The sequence below is a fragment of the Hyphomicrobium sp. genome, from assembly GCF_041674905.1.
Classification (GTDB): domain Bacteria; phylum Pseudomonadota; class Alphaproteobacteria; order Rhizobiales; family Hyphomicrobiaceae; genus Hyphomicrobium_B.
Genome location: NZ_JBAYUV010000022.1, coordinates 1 through 20,258, shown reverse-complemented (window position 1 = coordinate 20,258; position 20,258 = coordinate 1). Strand labels below are relative to the sequence as shown.

At 59.8% G+C, this 20,258-nt stretch carries 24 protein-coding genes; 14 read left to right on the top strand and 10 right to left on the bottom strand.

The features are described 5' to 3' along the window. Position 1: 1 nt before the first annotated feature. Positions 2 to 910, bottom strand: coding sequence for a DnaJ C-terminal domain-containing protein (locus WC026_RS10395; protein WP_372710854.1), 909 nt, complete (start codon positions 908 to 910; stop codon positions 2 to 4). 246 nt (positions 911 to 1,156) lie between these two features. Between WC026_RS10395 and WC026_RS10390 the strand changes: the two genes are divergently transcribed. Next, positions 1,157 to 1,543 carry a Rap1a/Tai family immunity protein gene (locus WC026_RS10390; RefSeq protein ID WP_372710853.1) on the top strand — a complete coding sequence of 129 codons (387 nt, stop codon included), beginning with the start codon at positions 1,157 to 1,159 and terminating at the stop codon, positions 1,541 to 1,543. Between the two features lie 40 nt (positions 1,544 to 1,583). On the opposite strand, the gene WC026_RS10385 is transcribed toward WC026_RS10390, so the two are convergent. Further along, the gene (locus tag WC026_RS10385) at positions 1,584 to 1,892 is read right to left on the bottom strand and encodes a polyhydroxyalkanoic acid system family protein (RefSeq protein ID WP_372710851.1); all 309 of its coding nucleotides are present in this window, start codon (positions 1,890 to 1,892) and stop codon (positions 1,584 to 1,586) included. Positions 1,893 to 2,121: 229 nt separating this feature from the next. On the opposite strand from WC026_RS10385, the gene WC026_RS10380 reads away from it, so the two are divergent. Next, positions 2,122 to 2,586: a hypothetical protein gene (locus tag WC026_RS10380; protein WP_372710850.1), complete on the top strand. Its 465-nt coding sequence runs from the start codon at positions 2,122 to 2,124 to the stop codon at positions 2,584 to 2,586. Positions 2,587 to 2,919: 333 nt separating this feature from the next. Here WC026_RS10380 and WC026_RS10375 read toward each other — a convergent pair whose 3' ends face one another. Further along, positions 2,920 to 3,219 carry a hypothetical protein gene (locus WC026_RS10375; protein ID WP_372710849.1) on the bottom strand — a complete coding sequence of 100 codons (300 nt, stop codon included), beginning with the start codon at positions 3,217 to 3,219 and terminating at the stop codon, positions 2,920 to 2,922. A gap of 182 nt (positions 3,220 to 3,401) precedes the next feature. Here WC026_RS10375 and WC026_RS10370 point away from each other — a divergent pair, with 182 nt between their 5' ends. Further along, positions 3,402 to 3,665, top strand: coding sequence for a hypothetical protein (locus WC026_RS10370; protein WP_372710848.1), 264 nt, complete (start codon positions 3,402 to 3,404; stop codon positions 3,663 to 3,665). A gap of 53 nt (positions 3,666 to 3,718) precedes the next feature. On the opposite strand, the gene WC026_RS10365 is transcribed toward WC026_RS10370, so the two are convergent. The 3 genes from WC026_RS10365 to WC026_RS10355 form a co-directional block, all read right to left on the bottom strand. Further along, on the bottom strand, positions 3,719 to 4,795 hold the full coding sequence (locus WC026_RS10365; RefSeq protein ID WP_372710847.1) for an ROK family protein: 1,077 nt from the start codon (positions 4,793 to 4,795) through the stop codon (positions 3,719 to 3,721). 150 nt (positions 4,796 to 4,945) lie between these two features. Next, positions 4,946 to 5,476, bottom strand: coding sequence for an isopentenyl-diphosphate Delta-isomerase (gene idi, locus WC026_RS10360; protein WP_372710846.1), 531 nt, complete (start codon positions 5,474 to 5,476; stop codon positions 4,946 to 4,948). Between the two features lie 152 nt (positions 5,477 to 5,628). Then, a complete protein-coding gene (locus WC026_RS10355) occupies positions 5,629 to 6,165 on the bottom strand; it encodes a hypothetical protein (protein ID WP_372710845.1) in 537 nt (178 codons plus the stop codon). 307 nt (positions 6,166 to 6,472) lie between these two features. Between WC026_RS10355 and WC026_RS10350 the strand changes: the two genes are divergently transcribed. The 5 genes from WC026_RS10350 to WC026_RS10330 all read left to right on the top strand — a co-directional run bounded on the left by WC026_RS10350 (position 6,473) and on the right by WC026_RS10330 (position 11,525). Beyond that, complete coding sequence (locus WC026_RS10350; protein WP_372710844.1) at positions 6,473 to 6,841, top strand: hypothetical protein; 369 nt, start codon at positions 6,473 to 6,475, stop codon at positions 6,839 to 6,841. A 90-nt stretch (positions 6,842 to 6,931) separates the two neighbouring features. Beyond that, complete coding sequence (locus WC026_RS10345) at positions 6,932 to 9,400, top strand: TonB-dependent receptor domain-containing protein (RefSeq protein ID WP_372710843.1); 2,469 nt, start codon at positions 6,932 to 6,934, stop codon at positions 9,398 to 9,400. Between the two features lie 3 nt (positions 9,401 to 9,403). Next, positions 9,404 to 10,630, top strand: a complete 1,227-nt coding sequence (locus WC026_RS10340; protein WP_372710842.1) for a sialidase family protein — start codon at positions 9,404 to 9,406, stop codon at positions 10,628 to 10,630. Continuing rightward, positions 10,627 to 11,127 carry a TlpA family protein disulfide reductase gene (locus WC026_RS10335; protein WP_372710841.1) on the top strand — a complete coding sequence of 167 codons (501 nt, stop codon included), beginning with the start codon at positions 10,627 to 10,629 and terminating at the stop codon, positions 11,125 to 11,127. Before WC026_RS10340 ends, WC026_RS10335 begins: the two co-directional genes overlap by 4 nt. A gap of 140 nt (positions 11,128 to 11,267) precedes the next feature. Continuing rightward, entirely contained in the window at positions 11,268 to 11,525 is a 258-nt protein-coding gene (locus WC026_RS10330; RefSeq protein WP_372710893.1) for a GlsB/YeaQ/YmgE family stress response membrane protein, read from the top strand. Positions 11,526 to 11,660: 135 nt separating this feature from the next. Here the strand turns inward: WC026_RS10330 and WC026_RS10325 are convergent, their stop codons facing one another. Beyond that, positions 11,661 to 12,641 (bottom strand): NAD(P)H-dependent flavin oxidoreductase, encoded by a 981-nt coding sequence (locus WC026_RS10325; RefSeq protein ID WP_372710840.1) that lies wholly within the window; start codon positions 12,639 to 12,641, stop codon positions 11,661 to 11,663. A 25-nt stretch (positions 12,642 to 12,666) separates the two neighbouring features. Beyond that, the gene (locus tag WC026_RS10320; protein ID WP_372710839.1) at positions 12,667 to 13,104 is read right to left on the bottom strand and encodes an Rrf2 family transcriptional regulator; all 438 of its coding nucleotides are present in this window, start codon (positions 13,102 to 13,104) and stop codon (positions 12,667 to 12,669) included. Positions 13,105 to 13,199: 95 nt separating this feature from the next. Between WC026_RS10320 and WC026_RS10315 the strand changes: the two genes are divergently transcribed. Continuing rightward, entirely contained in the window at positions 13,200 to 13,610 is a 411-nt protein-coding gene (locus WC026_RS10315; protein WP_372710838.1) for a group III truncated hemoglobin, read from the top strand. A gap of 29 nt (positions 13,611 to 13,639) precedes the next feature. Here WC026_RS10315 and WC026_RS10310 read toward each other — a convergent pair whose 3' ends face one another. Further along, the gene (locus tag WC026_RS10310) at positions 13,640 to 14,437 is read right to left on the bottom strand and encodes a hypothetical protein (protein WP_372710837.1); all 798 of its coding nucleotides are present in this window, start codon (positions 14,435 to 14,437) and stop codon (positions 13,640 to 13,642) included. A 470-nt stretch (positions 14,438 to 14,907) separates the two neighbouring features. Beyond that, entirely contained in the window at positions 14,908 to 16,143 is a 1,236-nt protein-coding gene (locus WC026_RS10305; RefSeq protein ID WP_372710836.1) for a tyrosine-type recombinase/integrase, read from the bottom strand. A gap of 129 nt (positions 16,144 to 16,272) precedes the next feature. On the opposite strand from WC026_RS10305, the gene WC026_RS10300 reads away from it, so the two are divergent. The 5 genes from WC026_RS10300 (at position 16,273) to WC026_RS10280 (ending at position 19,928) form a co-directional block, all read left to right on the top strand. Beyond that, on the top strand, positions 16,273 to 16,455 hold the full coding sequence (locus WC026_RS10300) for a hypothetical protein (protein WP_372710894.1): 183 nt from the start codon (positions 16,273 to 16,275) through the stop codon (positions 16,453 to 16,455). A gap of 744 nt (positions 16,456 to 17,199) precedes the next feature. After that, positions 17,200 to 17,955 carry a replication initiation protein gene (locus WC026_RS10295; RefSeq protein ID WP_372710835.1) on the top strand — a complete coding sequence of 252 codons (756 nt, stop codon included), beginning with the start codon at positions 17,200 to 17,202 and terminating at the stop codon, positions 17,953 to 17,955. Between the two features lie 392 nt (positions 17,956 to 18,347). Beyond that, on the top strand, positions 18,348 to 18,764 hold the full coding sequence (locus WC026_RS10290) for a hypothetical protein (RefSeq protein WP_372710834.1): 417 nt from the start codon (positions 18,348 to 18,350) through the stop codon (positions 18,762 to 18,764). A 24-nt stretch (positions 18,765 to 18,788) separates the two neighbouring features. Next, positions 18,789 to 19,082: a hypothetical protein gene (locus tag WC026_RS10285; protein ID WP_372710833.1), complete on the top strand. Its 294-nt coding sequence runs from the start codon at positions 18,789 to 18,791 to the stop codon at positions 19,080 to 19,082. A 345-nt stretch (positions 19,083 to 19,427) separates the two neighbouring features. Further along, a complete protein-coding gene (locus WC026_RS10280) occupies positions 19,428 to 19,928 on the top strand; it encodes a hypothetical protein (protein WP_372710832.1) in 501 nt (166 codons plus the stop codon). Positions 19,929 to 20,258 lie beyond the last annotated feature (330 nt).

Below are 20,258 nucleotides of genomic sequence, written 5' to 3'. Positions count from 1 at the left end.
CTCATGCCTCCGTGCCGTGATGGGCCGCGCCCGTGCCTTGCTGCCATTCCGAGACAAGCCTCTCGAGCTCGGCGTCGGGCTTCTCGGGCAGCATGAGCTTTAAAGTGACGTACTCGTCTCCGGGCGCGGCGTCGGCGCGCTTGATCCCCTTGCCCTTGAGACGAAGCGTGCGGCCGCTGTTCGACCATTTCGGCACCGTCATCGTCACCGTGCCGTCAATCGTCGGAACGGTGATCTTGCCGCCGAGCACAGCATCGGCAAGCGGCAACTGCAGCTCGACGTGAATGTCCTCGCCCTTGCGGGTGAACATGGGGTGCGGCCGGATCTCGACTTCGACGAGTGCGTCGCCCGGCGTGCCGCCGTTTAGTCCTGCTGCGCCCTTTCCACGCAATCGCAACGTCTGCCCGTCGCGCGTCCCGGCCGGAATTGACACATCGAGCACCGAGCCATCCGGTAGCGTCACCTGGCGGTTCGCGCCGTTGACGGCATCGAGAAAATCGAGCACCAGGTGGTAATGGGCATCCTGGCCGCGCATGCGGACGTTGCCGCGGGAGGCCGAGGCCCGGCGGAACATCGCGGAGAAGAGTTCGTCGTCTCCCGAGAAATCGGAATATCCGCCCGCGTTCGCGTAAGGATCGGCATCGCCGCCGGCGTAGTTGCGATAATAGTCCCGTTTTGGCGTTTCGGCGCCCGACGCATCGATCTCGCCCTTGTCGAAGCGTGCGCGCTTGTCCGCGTCGCCGACGAGATCATAGGCTGCCGAAACCTTTTTAAACTCCTCCTCGGCGACCTTGTTGCCGGGATTGAGATCCGGATGCAGTTTTTTCGCAAGCTTGCGATAGGCCTTTTGAATGTCGTCCTGCGAGGCGTTGCGGTCTACACCGAGGACTTTGTATGGATCGTCACTCAACAGGCGTGCTCCATTCATTCCAAGCCGCGAGGCGGGGCGGCTCCGTTCAAAAATAGACTGACACGGGCACCTTGAAAACCGCTTTGAAAGAGAGCACTGGAATTGATGCGAGGGCGCCGGGTCCGTGCAGGATGGAATCGGCCCGCGGATAAAGTTAAACAGGAACGGTCAACGTCCGAGATTTGTCCGGACGCACGCGCCGTGGCGTTCAAACCTTGGCGTTCAAACGCTCCAGTCGAAAGAGACGTGGCTTCGGCCGCATTGCACCTGAAGGATAGTTCGCTGGCCAAGATTATTTCTATTGTCGCGTTGGGCGTGCTCATGCTCCAGACAACGCCAGTCGGCGCCGAGCCGGATGTCCACACGGCAAAATTCTGGCTGTCGCACTGCCAGAAATCGGACATGGCGTGCATCGGATATCTGCAAGCCCTGCTCGATATCAATAATCTCGAGCGGGAAAATGGAATTCAGGTGCAATGGTGCGCGCCGGAAATCGTAAAACTCGAAGATTTGCGATTAATCATCGTGCGCAAGCTCAAGGCGGAGCCGGATAGCCTGTCGTCACCGTTCGTGACGGTCGCGACCAACGCCCTGATCTCCGCGTATCCCTGTCTCGAAGATCTGGCCAAATGATCGGAGGCGGCGGCATCGGTATGCCGCGCCGGTCCGCCAACTACTTCTTCTCGAGAAGAATTTGGGTGCGCGACTTGATCGTGGATTGAACCGCCTCGGCCATCTTCTGCAGGAACCAAGGAAGCACGACTTCAATGCGGACGCTGTCGTCCTCGACGTCGGCGGTGCCTTGCGCCGTCTGGCCGAGCGCGGTGAAGCGAAACGCGAGCCGGTTGTCGGTCCATGTTTCTTCGTCGATTTTCAGAATTGGCAGGCTTGACGACGCCGATCCGAGTCCCGACTTCAGGCGGCGCATTGCCTCGTCCCTGCCGAGACTGTGCGGAATGGTAACCAAAACAGGTTTCGTCATCGTCGGCTCCTGACGCATGCTTCGCTCACATTAGCGGAACTCGTGCGCTCCTGTCGCGGTTCGCGGCAGCGCGAGGCGTTCGAAGCCGGCCCGGTCACCGTGGTTGGGGAGGCGTTTACTGTGACCGGAGCTTTCACGGGCCTTTCCGGCGCATTTCATCTAGGAGGCGGGGAACGGGCCGGGGGTTCGCTCGTTTTGTAGTCCGGTGGCGGTGGCGTAGGCAGATACCGTGAACTCCCGTTCGATCGTAGCCCTAATCCTCTATGTCACGGTCATGACCGGCATAACGGCGGTCATTGCGAAGCTTGGCGCCGCGATGGCTCGTCAGGCGGCGGGCACTCTTTTGCTGGCGGAAAGACCCGACCCACCGGTCTCGCGGGTCGAAAGAGGGCTTGAGGCGCAGGCGCGCGTCACGGACTGGGAGCCGGTGAGCCACGTCGTCGAACTTCACGCTTATTCGCCCTCCGAAGTTTCCGCTGTCGTCCTCGCGAGCGCGATGGATAAGGCTGAAGACGTAGACCTGTCCAATAAGGTGCGGCCGCGGTCCCCGGCGGCCCCGGCCGTGGCTGCGAAAGCCACCAAACCGCGGGTGGCAGGGTGGATCAGGCGGGCGGTCCGCGTGCCGGTTCATCCGGGCGCCGTTTCCGAATCGACCGCGCAACTCATCCAGCGGCACCTTAGGGCTGAGATGTAGGACCGTTTAATCCGTGTTTTGAACGGGCTGAACACGCCAGTTGATGCGGGCGCGTCACAACCTGATTAAAATCAAACGGCAACCCTATAAGCGGACTTGCCCATTTATCCCCAAATCAGATTGTTTACGTATGCCGACGGCAGCAGACGTGCCGCGTAGTTGTTGCTCCCGGATTTACGGGATGACTTCTCCCCCGAAGTCAAAATCGGCTGAGGCAGAACACACGCCGTCCCCAATAGCGGTTCTGTCAGGGCGATAAGCTCAAAAGAGAGCGGCCGAAAGCGCCGCTCTCTTTTCGTTTGCGCTGCATCTTGAAGCGGCGCGAGTCCGCCGTCATCGCTGCTGCTCACCCGCCGCCGGTTTGCAAATGATCTCGACCTGAGCACAGGTGGCCTCCCGGACATCGATCAGAGGTTTGCAATTGGGCGGCGCTTCGCTTTTTCCCTGCTTGGCACATTTGTCGGCGTCGGCGGTGGCATCCTTGCAGAGCTGGCGCATGTCCTCGCAACCCTGCTCCGCCATCGCCGGTGCTGCGAGGTTCAAGATCAGTGCCGTCAGCGCGACGCGCATCAGGCGGATGCCGCACTTGCGCGGATTGTTCGGCAAAACATCGAAATAGAAGTCTTTGCTCATCTCGATCCTAATGGCGCGGCCTTCCGAAAATCCACTGCGGATATGAGCGGATGAAAATTCGTAGCTGGTCGCTCTGAATTTCGCCTCATGAAAATCAAACAGTGCATAACTTGTGCGACATCTTCACTTGCCGCAATCGAAGCTGGAGAGTGGGCGTGGGCGCGGCGACGGGGGACAGCCACATGATGCGAGACATTGGGCTGATGTATATCGAGGGTGAAGTCAAAGCCGGTCAGATGACGGGACGCACCGTGCTGGTCATCGAGACGTCGCGCGAGATCGACCCCGGACAGCCGGGATATTCGGCGACGGATCTTCGGCGGCTCGTGTCGGCGGCATCGGCGGAGTGGGAACGCAGCTTCGGTCCTGCTGACATCATCCGCCTCGACTATCAGCCGGCATTCGACCGCGCCTCGACCTCGGAGAAGCGCAGCTTCAGAGCCTGACGCGGTTCGCGACGTCACGATGATTGCGCTGAACGCCAGTGCCCGGTGAGGGCCTACTTGGCTTTTTTCGAAACCTTGCGGTTTGTAAAGCGGGCGTTGCCGAGACCGGTTCCGATCGTCAGAATTCCCCAACGCAGACGGTCCTTCATGTAGGGCAATTCGCTCAAGCCTTGCACAACGGCATCGTTGTGGATCACGACCATTGTCTCGCTGTCGCCGATCTGGCTGATGTGTTCGCGGATGATCTGGGGAAGATTGAAGCGGCTGCTTTCCCAATTTCCGGGCAGGTTCTGCCCGCCGCGATCAATCGAGCCGTCGTCCTTGATGATGCCCGGACAACCGATCCCGATCACGGGCGCCAGTTCGATCTTGTTCTTGCGCGCCCAGGCGAGCAGATCTTGCAGCATTTCCGTCAACCGGTCGGTGGCGCCCTCGCGGTTGACCTCTTCGTCGCCGTGACGCCAGAGGTCTGATTTCACCACCTTCGCCTTGGCAAGCTCGGCGGATTTGCCGAGGTTCAGCTCGACGATGCCGGTGCGGAAATTCGTTCCGCCGATATCGACGGCAAGAATGCCGTCATGGCCCTTGAGCATCCACGGCGGCAGCAGGTGGGCCGCGCCGACAAGCCCGGCCTCGTCGGGGTCGTTGCGAATGAGCTCCAGGTCGATATCGATGTCCTCGGCGCGAAGAAGAAGCCCGGCGCGCGCCACCGCCAGCTCGCCGATGCGGCTGCCGCGAAATCCGCCGCCGATCGAAATGCATTCCGTATCGCGCCATTCCTTCGAGCGCAGATATCTGCGAATGACGAACGCGAGCTGCTGCGCGAAGTCTTCGATTGCGCTGAGGACGAGACTCGCCGCTTCCGGATCGCCCGTCGCGAGCAGTTCCGCGAGTTTTTTCTTGCTTAGTTCTTCGGTCGGCTTGTCGCCGAAGGGATCTTCCCCAAGGTCCTTGAGCGGCTTCCGCCACTTCTCAACATATTCAAAGAACGCGGCTCTGCTGGCCTTATCGCCGATGAAGCCGTCCTGGTCTTCGATCTCGATGTTGTAGCTGTCGACTGTGACGCTCGGCAGGATGTCGGCCCCGTGGCCTGGAAGGTCGGCCTGGGTTGAGTTTTCGTCTTTCGCCATCAGGTTTCCCGCTCAGTTCTGCACCAAACGGTTAGAAACGCCTGAGACCGCGCTTTGGCTGCGCCGGAAGCTAATTTTATTCACGGCGATGGAGCCAACGCCTCAAGACCAAGCAATGACGCGCGAGCGCCGCTGCGTTCAACGCGCTCGTCAGACGACCTCGAGTGGCGGCGACATCGGCCAGCCGGCTTCGACATACTTCTGGAACCAGATGGTGAATGCCTCAGGGGCCGCCGCAATTTCGGCGCGTATCGCATCGGGCGCCAACCAGTTGAAGCCATCGCATTCGTCAGGGTTAGGTGCGATCGGGCCGTCGTAAGCACCGCGAAAAAGATGAACCAGCTCGTGCTCGATCAGTCCGTCGTCGAGATCGGCGCGATAGAGAAAAGTTCCGATTGGCGCCAGCGTGCAGGAAAAGCCCATCTCTTCGCCGAGGCGGCGCAGCGCGGCCTCGCCGCTTCGCTCGCCCGGGCGAGGATGTCCGCAGCACGAATTGGTCCAGAGCCCGCCCGAATGATATTTGCCGATTTGGCGGCGTTGAAGCAGGAGCCGTCCGGTGCGGTCCCAAATCAAAACGGAGAATGCCCGGTGCAGGTCGCCGCGCCGGTGCGTCTCGAGTTTTTCCGCTATGCCGATTTCGTTGTCGTCACGATCGACGAGAACGATGTCTTCGTGAAGCATGGACCCAAAATTCCCCCGGACGCCACCCGGGGCGACCTTAACACAACAAAGCGAACGAGAAGCCGTTTAATGACCGGAATGCGGGTCTTTTTGTCGCCCGCATCATGGCCTTAGGGACCGACACTTGCCTCGGTTTGCCGTAAAAGCGGATCTCAGCGGCGATAGAAATTCATCATGCGGACGAAAGTGCGGTGAATGTCCTCGGCGGCATGATCAAAGACGTCGAGCGGCATGCGCACGACGTCCTGTCCGGCCATCGTCCACGGCAGTCGCATGAGAAACCGATGCATCGGGCGCTTGCGCCAATCGGCGAGTAGTGCGCGCTCAAGGGGCTCCTGCAACGTGATGAGAAGCTCATGGCTGCCGGACCCGCGAATTTCGGCCCACACGATGTCGATTTGCTTGATCGATCGCCAAGAGATGATGCCGAGGCCGTCGGCGAAGATGCCGTACTGGCTTGCGCCGATGCGCGGTTTGCCGGTCTCGAGCAGCGGAAAGTTATGATAGGCGTAGCCGAAAGCGACGAGCGACAGTGCGATCAACGGAAAGTTGTCGAGTTTGTATCCTGCCGTCGCGAGCCCGGCCGCGACGACGGCCACAACGTAAACAGGAAACTGAAGCTCCTCGCGCTCATAGGCGACCGAGTAGCCATACGGATGATCGAAGCTCAAGGTCGTCGCGCTTTCCATGAGAACCGGACATAGGTTTTAAACAAAGAGCGTGCCACATCGCGGACGGCCTTTAGGGCGCTGATGTTCCTTATATAAATGAAGCGTAGGCAACGCATCGACGAGTTTCCTGCCCAAGCTGTGAGCGATCCGGTCCGTGAATGCCGATATTTGCAGCAGGGGCTGACGGCGCAAACCGACGCGTTGCGTATTTACAGGTTGCGTATTTCCAGGAGGGATGCTTCGCATACGTAGTTGCCACCGTTGCGACCCCGGACGGGCGACGTTACTATTAACGCGTCCGATTCCGCTTCGGCGAAGAGATCACATGCGCCGTTACGTCAGTTTCCTGATCGGCCTCGCGTTCGTCGTGCGCAGCTTGTTGCCCGTCGGCTTCATGCTTGCCGTAACGTCTGCGAACGGCGCTGACGTCGGCATCGTGATCTGCACCGGTCACGGTCCGCTGATGGTCGACGACACCGGCGCGCCGTTGCCGAAGAACGCGCCTTTGTCGGGGAAGGACATTTGTCCTTATGCGCTGGTTGGCGTCGTCAATGTCGACCATGACACGCCGCATTTGCTCTCCCGAACCGTCGGCTATGCCGCGCTGACGTTCCGGATAACGCGCGAGCTTTTTTACGCCACCCCAACAGATGGTGCGCAATCGGCGCGCGGTCCGCCTGCCGTCCTGATCTGAGTTTGTCGCGTTCAAGCGCGATCGCCGTGGAGACCGAGCAGGTCGCGGCCTCGCATCTTCGCAGCTTCAGTTCAGTTTAGGTTATCGGAAATGCTCATCCAGGCGGATCGTTTCAAGGCCGGGCCGCGCATCACGCGCAAGCTCCACGTCACCTCTCGCATCAGCACCTTTGCCGTGCTCGCCATCGCGTCTCTCGCAGGGGCTGGTCAAACGGTTCAAGCGCAGGAGACGCAGTCACAAAACAGCATCAGCCTTCCCGATGTGACCGTTCAGCAGCAATCGCAAAAACCGCCGCAGGCGGTTGCGCAGACGCCATCGACGGCCGTTAAAAGGAAGGTCGCCGCGAAGAAATCCGCGCCGCCGTCTCCGAAACCCGTTGCCGCGCCGTCGGAAGTCGCGAGTGGAGCGTCGACCTTGCCAGGGGGCAATCGCTCGCCGTCGCCGACAGCCGGAAATCCGGGCGCGCCTTCGAGTTCCGTGGCCGCCGTTTCAGGCGCTTCCGGCGCCGGAGCGCAGACCGCGACGGGCGTCGACATGAGCCGGTACGCCAACACGCCTGTCTTTTCCGTCACCGACATCCTGCACGACGTGCCGGGTGTTTCGCTGAAGCAGGGCAACGGTCCGCGCGATATGGGTATCTCGATCCGCGGTTCGAATGCACGCAACGGCTTCGCCATTCGCAACATCGTCATTCTCGACGATGGCTTCCCCGTGACGCAGCCGGACGGTCTATCGCGAAGCGACCTGATCGATCCGCATGCCTATTCGGGTGTGGACGTGTGGCGGGGACCGTCGTCGGCGTTGTTTGGAAATTATGCCACGGGCGGCGCGATCAACTTCCGCACATGGCCGGGCGGCGTGATCGATGGCGTCGAATACGGCGTCGACGTCGGAAGCTTCAACTACCTCAACAACTACGTCATCGGGGGCAAGAAGGGGGAGAACTGGGAAGCCTCGGTTTTTTCGAGCGATGTCCGGGGCGACGGCTATTACGGCTACAGCGAGTTCAATACCCAAACCGTCAATGCGCTCATCACCTATCAGCCATCGATGACGGATACGTTCACGTTCAAGTTCATCAACAACAACATCTATACGGAATTGCCGTTCCGGATGTCGCTGAACGAGTTCAATGCAAATCCGTATCAGAAAGGTTGCAAAACGTTTGCAACCGCAGCGCCCGGCTGCGCGAAGTTTAGCTTTATGGGCGTCAATCAGACGGCGGAGGAGGCCGGTGCAAACCGCGACGATCGGCGAACGATCGGCGGCGTGCGCTGGGATCACGAATTCAGCGCCTCGACGACGGGCCAAGTGCAGGTCGTCATCGACGATCGCAACATCAGTCAGCCGACCGGAACGACAAGCGCGATCGGCGATTACCTGTCCTACAACGTCAGTGCGGGAATTTCGAACACCGCGACATTCGCCGGACTTCCGATGCGCTCCTACCTTGGGGCCTTCTGGAATTACCTGCCGGTCGACTCCCAGACCATTCTTCTTGCTCCACGCGGAAGCGTGCTGAACGATCGCCTGCAGTCGGATCAAATCGGCTCGACGGAGAACTTTGGGGCGCGGGCGCGCCATGAGGTCAAGCTCACGGACGACGTCGCCGTTGTCGCTGGCGCAACGGTCGAACGCACATCGCTGGATGGTACGCAGCGGAGCTACAATGCGGGCGGCGCGATTACGCAGACTGTCAGCGTCGGGCGCGAGATAACCAATATCGCGCCGGAAGTGGGGCTGCTCTACACGCCGAACGATCAATGGCAGCTTCGCGCCCGCGTCGGCACGGGTTACGGAACGCCGCAATTCTCAAATCTTTTTGTCGATCCAGACGGGAATGCCGGCAATAACACCGACCTCAAGACGCAATCGAACATCGGGTATGATCTCGGAGCCGATTGGACGCCCGTCAAAGGCGTCATGTTGAGCGTTACCGGCTTTTATGAGTTCTTCACGAACGAGATCGTATCGCAGGCGCCGCTGATCCCTGGAAGATCGAACTTCAGCTATAATGCGCCGGCTTCGGAGCACCGCGGCATCGAGGCGGTCGCAAATGTTGCCCTGACCGATAGCGTGCGACTGACGGCGGCCTATCTCTACAACAATCAGATCTATACCGATTACGATGAATTCGTGGCCGGTGCCGCGAACACTGCCAACCGGGCCGGGAACAAAATCCCCGGTGTCTCGTCCAATGAACTGACGGCGCGATTGAGCTACGACAAGCCGTCGGGATTTTACAAAGGCGTCGGCGCCTACGTCGAATACCAGTGGCATGACGGCTTCTACATGGAAAACGCCAATCTGCTTTGGGCTCCCGGATACGAGACGGTCGACGTCAACGTCCATTACGAACGGACGCTGAATTGGGGGCCGATTAAATCGTTCATGGCGTATTTCGAAGTCCGCAACGTCCTCGACGAGGTCTACATCGCCTCCGCAAACAACATCGCTGACAGGGACGGATCGACGGCTGATAGTTTGTCCGGAACGACAGGTTCCATCTATGCCGGTGCGCCGAGAACCTATTACGGCGGCATGAAAGTGAGGTTCTGAGTGATGCGTACATATATCATGTCGGTGGCGCTGCTTTTGCTCGCCGCGCCGGTCACACTGTCAAACTTGGCGCGGGCTCACGACGGTGCTTCTCACCATCATGAAACGGCGGCGGCGTGCCAGTCTTCGGCGCTCGCCTGCGCGAGCGTCGCAACGGCGGCGTTTGCTCCGGATGGGAAGCTCTGGCTGACGTGGTCAGCGGGCGGGCGCATTTCGGTCGCAAGCTCGACCGATCTCGGGAAAACGTTTTCGACGCCAATAACGCTGCTTGCAACGAAGCTGCCGCTCGATGACGGACCGGATGCTCGGCCGAAAATCGCCTTTGGCCCCAACGATCGTGTCGCGCTCAGCTATGCGGCGCGCGATGAAAAATACAACGGCCACGCCTTCCTCGCGCGATCGTCGGACGGCGGCAAAACTTTTTCCGAGCCTCAACCGATTACCACCGGCTCGCCGAGCCAGCGCTTCGAAACGGCGGCGTTCGATCCTAATGGTCGTGTGTTCGCAGCCTGGATCGACAAGCGAAATATTGCCGCCGCAAAGAAGGCTGGCAAAAAGTACGCGGGTGCGGCGCTTGCTTACGCGTGGGACGACAAGCCGGGCGGCTCGCTCGACGCAGCAGCTATCGCGCGAGACAATTCCTGCGAGTGCTGCCGCATCGCGGTCGCGTTTACAGGCTCCGGCAAGCCGGTCGTCATGTTCCGCAACATTTTCGACGGTGGCATTCGCGATCACGCGACGATCACGTTCTCGGATACCGGAAAGCCCGGACCGCTCTACCGCGTCAGCGACGACGATGCGAAGATCGACGCGTGTCCGCATCAGGGGCCGAGCCTTGCGATCGGCAGCGACGGCACCTATCACGCAACGTGGTTCGCGCTCGGCCGAAAGCTCAAGGGCGTCTACTACGCGCACTCGGAGGATGGCGGTAAGACGTTCTCGGAGCCGATGCGTATCGGCGACGCGAATGCCCAGATCTCCCGGCCTTACGTTTTGGCGGCGGGCGGCGCGGTTTACCTCGCCTACAAATCGTTCGACGGTGAGAAAACAAGCATCGAGCTGATGACGTCGCACGACGCGGGACGTACCTGGAGCAAGCCGCGAACCGTTGCGGCGACGGCTAACGCATCCGATCATCCGCTGCTCGTTGCGCATCAGACGGCCGTCTACCTGTCATGGCTGACGCTCAAAGAGGGATATCGCCTGATACCTCTGGAGCCGCAGTCATGAGCGCCATCGTGCGATGCGTTGCGACTGTTCTGATGCTCGTCTGTTTCGCGTGCGGTCCGGCCAACGCCGAGCCGCCGCGCACGTTCGACGATGCAAGCTGGCAGGCGCTTCTCAATTCGCACAAGGGCCAGCCGGTCATCGTGCACTTCTGGGGATTTTCCTGCGGCAACTGCATGGTCGAGCTGGCCGGCTGGGGGAAATTTGCGCGCGAGAATCCCGGTATGGCGATCGCGTTCGTGAACTGGGATCGCCATGGCGCCGATCCACGCCGGATCGAAAAAGCGCTAGCGAAATCCGGGCTTGGCGGCGTTGAAAGCTACACGCTCGCGAACGGGTTTGAAGAGAAGCTGCGCTTCGCCGTCGATCACGACTGGATGGGCGAGCTGCCCTACACACGTCTCATCGAACGGGACGGCACGGCCAAGTCGTTTTCCGGCACCGCCGACTTCGAGAGCCTGTCGCAATGGCTCGGCACGGCTCGGCACAGCCAACGGTAGCGCGAAACGTAATCCTCTCCGCGCATTCGTTGCCTCTCAAGAATATTGTTTGCGATCTTGTCAACGGCTGTATTGCCGCAGATGATTATGCGCAACCGATTCGTGTGCGTGGAGGCTCAAACCGAGAGGAAGACATGGATATTGATCTCCAGTCACTGATCATCTGGCTGCTCATCGGCGCTATTGCCGGTTGGCTCGCCGGACAAATCATGAAAGGCGGAGGATTTGGTCTCGTCGGCGATATTATCGTCGGCATCGTCGGAGCGTTTATCGCCGGCGTATTATTCCCACGGCTAGGCTTTGCGTTTGGAAATCCGCTCGTTGGGTCGATTATCGCGGCGGTTGTCGGCGCATGTCTATTGCTTTTCATTCTGCGACTGGTTCGACGTGGCCCATAGGCCGACGCCGATCCGAATGAATATGTTTTGACGCAACATGAAGCCGGCTGCTCGCTGCAGCCGGTTGACGCTTCGAGTTAAGGACTTGCTTATCGGCTAGCTACCCGATTTACGCGCGCGAGATCATCTCTCGGGTTACGCGCGCGAGATCATCTCTCGGGGCTTTGACTGAAGCAGGTCTTCCGCATCGTGCATCAGCCGCTCGATGATGTCGGCCGCCGGTTCGATCGATCGTATGAGGCCGACCACCTCGCCCACGAACGTGTTGCTCTTCTCGGGATCGCCCTCGATCCAGCCGGCGCGGTATTTCGCGGCTTCCTGATCGGCGACGATAGCCAACTCGCTTTCTCGACCATGCCAGCGGCGAATGAATTCGTTCACGAGCACGCGGGCGCTGTATTGTTTCGGCCAATCGAGCTTGCGCGCCAGATCCATCGTCTGCGAACGGATGGTATCGTCGCCCGTCGAATTCAGCGCTGCGTCGTGCATCCCTTTGCTGACGTTTGCTTCCTCGGACGCCCAGAGTCGCGATCCGACCATGACGCCATCGGCGCCGAGCATGAACGCGGCCGCGACCGTCCGGCCGTCTCCAATTCCTCCGGCCGCGCAAAGAACTGTCTCGGGGTATTCCTTTGCAATCAGGTCCGCGACTTCGGGGACGATGGACAGCGTTCCGCGGCTTTGGCCGTGACCGCCCGCTTCGGCGCCCTGGGCAACGATGATGTCGGCGCCACACGCCATCGCATGTGCCGCGTCGCGCCGCGTCTGTACCTGGCAGATGAGTGTCACGCCCTGGTCCTTGATGCGCTTGGCGAAGGGCTCAGGATTTCCGAACGACAGGATGATGGCTTTCGGCTTGTTCGACAGCGCTTGATCGAGAAGCGCCGGCTGCTTGGCGAGCGACCAGGTGATGAATCCGCAGCCGACCGGCTGGTTGCCGGCGGCGCGAAATTCCTGCGCGACCCAGTCCGCATCGCCATATCCACCGCCGATCAGGCCGAGACCGCCGGCTGCGGAGACCGCCGCCGCAAGGCGCCCGCCCGCTGCCCATGCCATAGGTGCGCAGATGATTGGATGCCGTAGTCCCAGCCGTTCCGTTAGTCGTGTCTTCAGCACTTCCGCGTCCCCTTTCAAGGCGGCCCTAGCTTAGGAAGGGCCGCAACTCGCGCAATAAAGAATTCCTGTTCGATAGAATGTCCGCCAACGTCCATTCATCGAGTTCTGCAAGGAAGGCGTCGAGGGCACGCCTCAGTGCGTGCCGCAGGCGGCAGCTTTGCGTGATGCGGCACATGTTGGACCCGCCGAAACATTCGACGATCTGGAAGTCCTCTTCGACGATGCGCAACACCTCGCCGATCGTCATGTTTTCGGCTGGTTTTCCGAGACGGAGGCCACCGCCGCGGCCGCGCAACGTCTTAACGAAGCCGTGCTTCGCAAGCTTGTTGACGACTTTCATCAGGTGGTTTTCCGAGATCGCGTAGACCTTCGCGATTTCCTGGATCGTCGCCAAGCGGTCCTCCCGCGCGCCGAGGTACATGAGTACGCGGAGCGCATAATCGGAATGGACTGTTAGCCGCATCGAAGGGTCCGCCAAACGGTTGCCGCGAAGGGGCAAAGCATCATAAGGTGCAAAATCAGTACATCTTAAGCCGTTCAACGGCAAGAGCTTCCGCCATGTCGTATCATCCGCCGCATCCGAAGGCTCCGGGTCTTTCCGTCGGGATCGACGAGGCCATGGTTGCGGAGCTTGTGAACCGCTTCTACGCCGAGGTACGGCAAGACGAATTGCTCGGACCCATCTTCAATTCGCGCATCGAAGATTGGGATGAACACTTGGCGAAGCTCTGCGCGTTCTGGTCATCGGTCGTTTTGATGTCGGGCCGCTACAAGGGGCAGCCTATGCCTGCCCATATCGCGATTGCCGAAATCAGCGACGAGCATTTCATGCGCTGGCTCGAGCTTTTTGCCGAAACCGCGAACGTGGTCTGCCCGCCGGAAGCGGCGGCGTTGTTCGTCGACCGTTCGCAACGGATCGCGCAGTCGCTTCGTCTCGGCATCGCCGCGAGCAAGGGCATCATCGCCTAGACGCTGGCTTCGTCTTTGGCTCGCTTACGCTAAACGCTCGCTTCAGCATGGATTTTCCGCTGGCGCTCGCGCCCAGCGAGAAGAGGGCGGCCGATATAGCGATCAAGCTCGCCGCGCCGCAAAAGCCGCCACGGCTCAATGAGGCTGATAAAGCGCGCCTGATTCTCCGGATCGCGATAGCGGGGATCATACCGCCACAAGCGCCATGCGCTGAGATAGCGAAGCCGCATAAGACGAGCCGCTGCAAATAAGGTCCGCATGAATGGCAGGTTTCTGATCGACGCCACGACCGCACGGTGCGTCGGTCCGAAGGTTTTCCAATACCAGCTCCCAAACATCATGTCGGCAGCGCGCACCCAGAGCCTGCGCACGGTGGGCACCAGAAAGGCGATCGGAAACACGACGAGAAAGAAATGCAGGTAGACCTGACTGGCGATCAGGCAGACGACGGCGGCGATCTTCGCGAACACGGGCGCTTCATGCCATGTGCGTTGTGCAAACGTGGCGGCGGCGTGCATTTTCTCGCGCCAGCCACGGGCTTGCTTGACGGTTTTGTCGCTGACGATGACGCTTGCGGCATAGCCGAGGCCAATGCTGGCGCCCGCCGCCAGAAACCGCGACAGCCGCCGCAATCCGACGCCCTGCGCCAGGAGCTTCAGTAAGCTTCCCGCGGAGCGGGCTGCGATGTTGCGGATGAGGACGATGCCGTTGGACAGAAATCGCACAGCGGCTCCGATGGCATCCTGTCCGGTCAGAGCGTAGATTGCGATAAAGGTCACAATGAAGAGGAACGCGAAAGCTGCGTACCAGCCTTTGCCCTTTCTCATCCTTGTTCCCCACCGGCTTGCAATGCGTGATGCGCGACCTGCGCTGCGCGAAGCCCCGCCTATGCGTACCACCCCGACCGGCGAACCGGGTAGCGCGGCGCGATGGCCGTTCCGAGACTCGGGCAGGCGCGGATTGATCGGGCCTGAATTGGGTTGGCTTGAATTGGGTTTGCCTGCCGGGCGCCGTCCAGCCCCCTTTTGTTTGTGGGTGCAAAAAATTACGTCACTCCGCCGCGCATCTGTCGCTTCCAAAATCAGCCGCGGGCATTTATAGAACCGGATGGCGCGAAAACGGGACGTCCTCGACGGCGTTACGATTATTTAAATAGTTGTTTTCGTTGCGCATTGCGGGTGTAGCTCAATGGTAGAGCAGCAGCCTTCCAAGCAGTTGCCCCGCCATCGTAGCGTTCTGAAATCCTTCGCATTTCCTTGATATAGAATTTGCACGTTCGGGACAGCTTCGGGACAAGCTACGCGGAACGTTTGCGCTCGGCGGGTTTTTCCGGCTCGATATTACGCGCTACCGACAGACGCGCCCGCGCCTCTAGAATTTCGTCCTGCTGCACATGCGTATATCGCAGAGTCGATGTGATGCTCGCGTGCTCCATTGCCTCCTGAGTGAGTTTCAGATTCCCGGTGTCACGCATGAGCCGCGAGCCGAATGTGTGACGGAAATCGTGCGGTTTGAAATCGTTGATGCCCGCCGTCGCGCACGCGGCCTGGACCTTGCTGCGAAGCATGCGCGGGGTGATCGGAATCCTAGCCTTGCGATCTCGCGGGCTTTTTGAGATCGCAGTAAAGAGGCTGTTGCAGCCCTCGGGACTTTCGGCGTAGGCTCGTGCGACGATCTCCAGTTCGCGTTCCGTCATCCTGGTTGTTTTGATTTCCGGCCGGCGCTTCTTGAGTGCACGGGTCGTTATTGTTCCGCTGGCGAGATTTACGTTGTTCTTTGTTAGGCCGAGCCAGATTGCCTGCCGCTTCCCAGAGATGATGTAGAGTTCGCAGAGATCGGCGTATGCCGGATCGAGTGCATGCCAAAACTTGCGATCTTCGTCGGTCGACAGCTCGCGGACCCTTCCTGCTGGCTCTGTGCGCTTGACGCCGTCGCGGCCGCCCCAGGTAAACTGATCGAGGTCGAGCGGGACACCCCACTGTTTCTTGGCCCGCCGTAGAACGCGACGAAGCGGCTCAATGAACTGGCGGTTGACGGTTGCCGGCGTGGGCAGTTTGTCGGTTTCTCGCCATGCGTGTTGTGGTTCGTATCCCGGCAGGCGGTCCCGTTTGCGGACGAAGTTTCCGATGCGTTTAAACTTGGTGACGGGCGTCTGTGCGCGCCGCTGTGCCGCTTTTGATACATCATCAGGCGTGATAGAGACGAGCGGGGTGTCCGAACCGAGGAACCGTTGAAGCTCCGACATGCAAAGTTCTTGTTGCTGCCGTGCTTTCGGCTTCTTCGGATCATCAAGAAGCTCCGCAAGATAGCGCTCGCATGCGTCCGCGAGCGTCATCGCTTCGGAGAGCTTCCCGAGTACGGCTAATTCTCGGAAGCGAGCTTCGGCTTTGAGGGCCGCAGAACGCGTTTTCTGGCCCGTGGGGCCCTGAAATCTCTCGGGCTCGGCTTTGCCGGCAGGCTTGAGCCAGAAGTCGTAGATGAAGATCGACGAACGGTAGCTGCCGTCTTTCTTTCGGGGCCGGTAAACTGACACTGTTGGCACCTCTCAACGTATGCGAAAACGTCGGCCTTTGCGAAACGCAGGTGGCTAGCACCGGGGCGTTGGGCTTTGATCAAGCCCTTGCTGACGAGAGCGCGAACCGTTTTCGGATCGACTCCAAGGATGTTGGCGAGCGGGCCGCTGCCGATCGCACGGCGTCCCGAGAAGGCGGCATCGACGGCGGCGCGAATTTCATCCTTAGGCGAGGCGCTCGGCGGGGCCAATGTCTCGCGGTATGCGGGCAAATCCTTCACGATGGCGGCGTTGCACAATGCCGCCTTCGTGAGCGTCTTCGCTTGGAAATAAAAAATTCGTTGGTTAGCTTCGTGAAACATGGGTTCCGCACCGAGTTTGCGAGATCAACTTATCGGAACCCGCAACCCGCGCAAGCGTCGGCGCCGGGCTGTGCAAAATGGCAAAACTGAACTGCGAAATAAAAGCGAAATTACAATTCGAAATCATATGCTTGTTATTCGGTCGTCCAATTCTACGGCCTCGTAAAGTAAAGTATTTTTGTACTTTTCAGCTTTAGTCCACTTCTTAGCTGGATCGTGACAGCGATGATACGCAAGAAGATCAACAACGGCGGGCATTTTCATTATTCTGCCTATTTCCAGAATAACAATTTTCTATTTCGGGACTTGGAATCTGAGCGCGGCGTCTGTTACTCGAAAGTCACTCTTCGTTTAATTCAAGCCCCACCCATTTTCACTAGTTGACCCAGGGATCAATTGATCATAGAAAGGGCTATCCTGGGCGCTTGTCGTCTAAATGCCGGTCCGTAGAGGCCGGCATTTGTGTTTGAAGGCCTTGATCTCTGGTTCGACTATTCGGCCATGCGTGCTGGGAACCACATGAGGGGCGGTTCCTCCCGCCGCCGTTCATCTTCGACCCCAAAATAGCTCCACCGAAGCCGCCATCTTGGCGGTTTTTTTGTGCCCGAGGCACATCATGCAAAATCTTGATCCCCCGCCAATCTGGTCCACGTGGCCGGAACGACTTCCCGCGCACCCGTTGTGCGCCGATGCCTTTGCTGACGGGACTCGGCGCTTGCCGCGCGGTAGCGCACTTACCTACCACCACGTCGAGTTCAACACCGCAGGGCGCATTGGGTGGCTCAACTTCGATGTCGATCGCAGAGACTCGTTCGAGTGCTGGGATCGTGCACACCTGCCGGCTCCGAATGCCTACGTCCAGAATCCGTCGAACGGCCACGGGCACCTGCTTTATGCGATTGCAACCCCAGTCGGGCTCACCGGCTTGAGCCACGAACGACCCATCGCCTTAGCCGCCGACGTTCAGCGAGGGATGACCCGCAGGTTGGAGGCCGACGCTGCCTACGCAAACAGGATCGCCAAAAATCCGTCGAGCAAAAGGTGGCGCACCGGCTGGTTCTCCAACAGCCCTTACGAGCTTTCGTTCCTCCTTGATGCTCTCGACCGGCGCGACTTGAAGCCAGCGCTGCACCCGAGCGTAACGCAGGGCATCAGTCGGAATGTCGATGTTTTTAACTCGTTGCGCCAATTTGCGTACGCGAATGTGCGCGCAGCAAAGAAGACGGGCGATCAGATGGCGTGGATAGCCCGGTTGGTCCAGGAAGCGAGGATTGCCAATCTGCAATTTGCTGTTCCGCTCTCGCTGTCAGAGCTGAGACAGATTGCGAAATCGGTCGGGAAGTGGACGTGGCGACGCTTCGACGATGCCAAGTTCTCGAAGCTTCAAGCGGGGCGGCGTGCCATCGGTGTCGCCAAGCGTCGAAACGAGATGCGCTCCAAGATCGACGCGCTGCTGGGAGGTGTATCCTGATATGGTTGACGACCTACCTGTCTCACGACGGAGACTCCGACGTCCAAAATCCATGTCCGTCTTCATGATCGAGACTGGACGCTCCGCCCGCACAATCCGGCGTTATGTGGCCGAACCCCGCGAAGACTACGAGGCACGCTCGTTGAGCCGTACGGCGCCTTGGATGGCCGAAGGGGTTAGCCGTGCCACTTGGTATCGCCGCCTGAAGGCTGCGCGGGGGCAGGGGAAGTCGATTTGAGTCAGGCCTCTAGAATTGGCCGGTGACTCGAATTTTTTCTGCCCGGAGGAATGAAGTCCGCAGTTTCGAAGAGCCACGGGTGGCCCCCTGTGTGGCGGGAAATAGCAATTGGACGCCGATTGCGGGCGTCCGTAATCACCCGAAAGGAAAGCCGATGTCGAAGTCTGAACTTGAGAGCCTTCGCGAGAATTTCGCTGCGCTGGAAGCCGCACATGTCAAAGCCGACGCGGAGCTGGCAGTTCGCAACGCAGGAGGCAACCCCGCGCTGCTCGTGTCACACGTCGCAGCTGCTGGACGTGCCCGTCTCAATCGCAATGGGGTGGTTACTGTCGAATATCGGCGCGGAAGCGCTTGGTTGGATGGCGAGGAGTTCCTCCGCCATCTCCGGTCTGACGAAACTTTGAAGAAGGCATTCGCGCCCAATTCAACACCTTCGGCAGCTCTGAAGGCACCAGCCGCCCCAAACCCATTCCGCAAGGGCGCAAGTTTCAATCTTACCAAACAAATGGAGCTGTCGCGGAGCGATCCAGCGCTTGCCGCTCGGCTCAGAGCAGAAGCTGCAGCATCCTGATCAAACGGACCAATGGAGATTTCGATGTATGACCGTGACCCGTTAGATCAGTTACTCGAACGTCTGCCGGAACCCCACCGGCATCGCCGCATTGGGCGGAACCAAGCCCAGCTGGCTGTATTGTTTCGTGCGCTCAGCATCGGTCACACGGCCAACGCTGCAGCTGCGCTTGCAGGTCTATCGAACACGACTGTGAAACGCTGGCGCCGGACTGACCGCGAGTTCCAGAACCAGTTCGAAGCAGCACGTGCTCTTGGCCGCGAGGCACTTGCAAAACAACGCATCGCAGACAGTGCCGGCATTGCCCAATCGTCTTAGATGACGCCGCGGAAATGTACGAGCAACTTCAACCTTAGAGCTCAGCATGCGTGTCACGGCTGAATCTCAGCGGGCGGCCTGTGCTCGTCTTCTCGCGTTGGTTGCGACCGGGAAACTCCCGGAACCGGTCGGTGATCCCGCAGCATTCCCGGACGCGGAATTGCAGACGGTCCAGACTATCACGACACCGGCGCCCGAACCCGCACGGTCGACGAGATCATTGGCGAACCGGTTTGCCGACCAAACCGGCGCCGTCGTCTGGCGCGGCGCTAACTTGGCAACTTTGATACCCTAAAAAGGGGCGACGCTGACGCGGAGCCTCAAATCCTGAAATCGAGAGTCCCCATGCCCGCTACAAACCATGACGCGGCGCGCCGACGCGTGCTCGAGCTTACCGATGGTAATGAAACTGTCTTCCTTCTTCGGAACAGCTGGCATTGCCATGAGAGATACACTCCCGCTGAAGTGATAGAGGCACTCGACGCAACTGCAGGCCTCGTCGCGATGGCAGCGCGTCGGCTCGGGTGCACCGCGAACACGGTGCATAATTACATTCGGCGCCACCCTGCCGTGCGTCTCGCCTTGGAGACGATCCGCGCCGAGATCGCCGATTTCGCCATGAGCAAGGTTCTGGAATTGATCAAGGCGTGCCATGCGCCAACCATCATTTGGTACTTGTCGACTTTCGGTCAGAGTCGGGGGTATGGGCGTGTTCGCTCAAAACCGCCGCAACCGGCTCAGTCGGCCGAAAAGTTTTCTATCCAGTGGCGAGACCTCGACCTTCCGCCGGAGACTCGTCGCGCCATTGAAGAGGCGCTCGTCAAGGCGAAGGAGAAGGCAGCCTAAGGCCCGTCGAATTGGGCGCTTTTTGCTCGCCATACGCGCGCGCACGCGCGCGAGAGCTACAAACGGAAAACGGATCGGTTCTCATGTCCCGAAAAGATCGCCGGGCGTTCAGATCGAACGCCCCCAAATAACTCGCGGCCGATTCTGATAGCCGCTTTTCCGTTGCTGCGGCGGCGGAATGGTTGGGCTTGCTTCCTCTCACGTCAAGCTGTCAACGCCGGAGAGAATGTGCAGCAGATTTCCGGAGCAAAAGTGCAGCACCGACGCCAGCAAGAAGGCCCCCGATATCGGGGGCCTTCTTGCTTATGGAGCCTTATTGCTGCGCGGTTT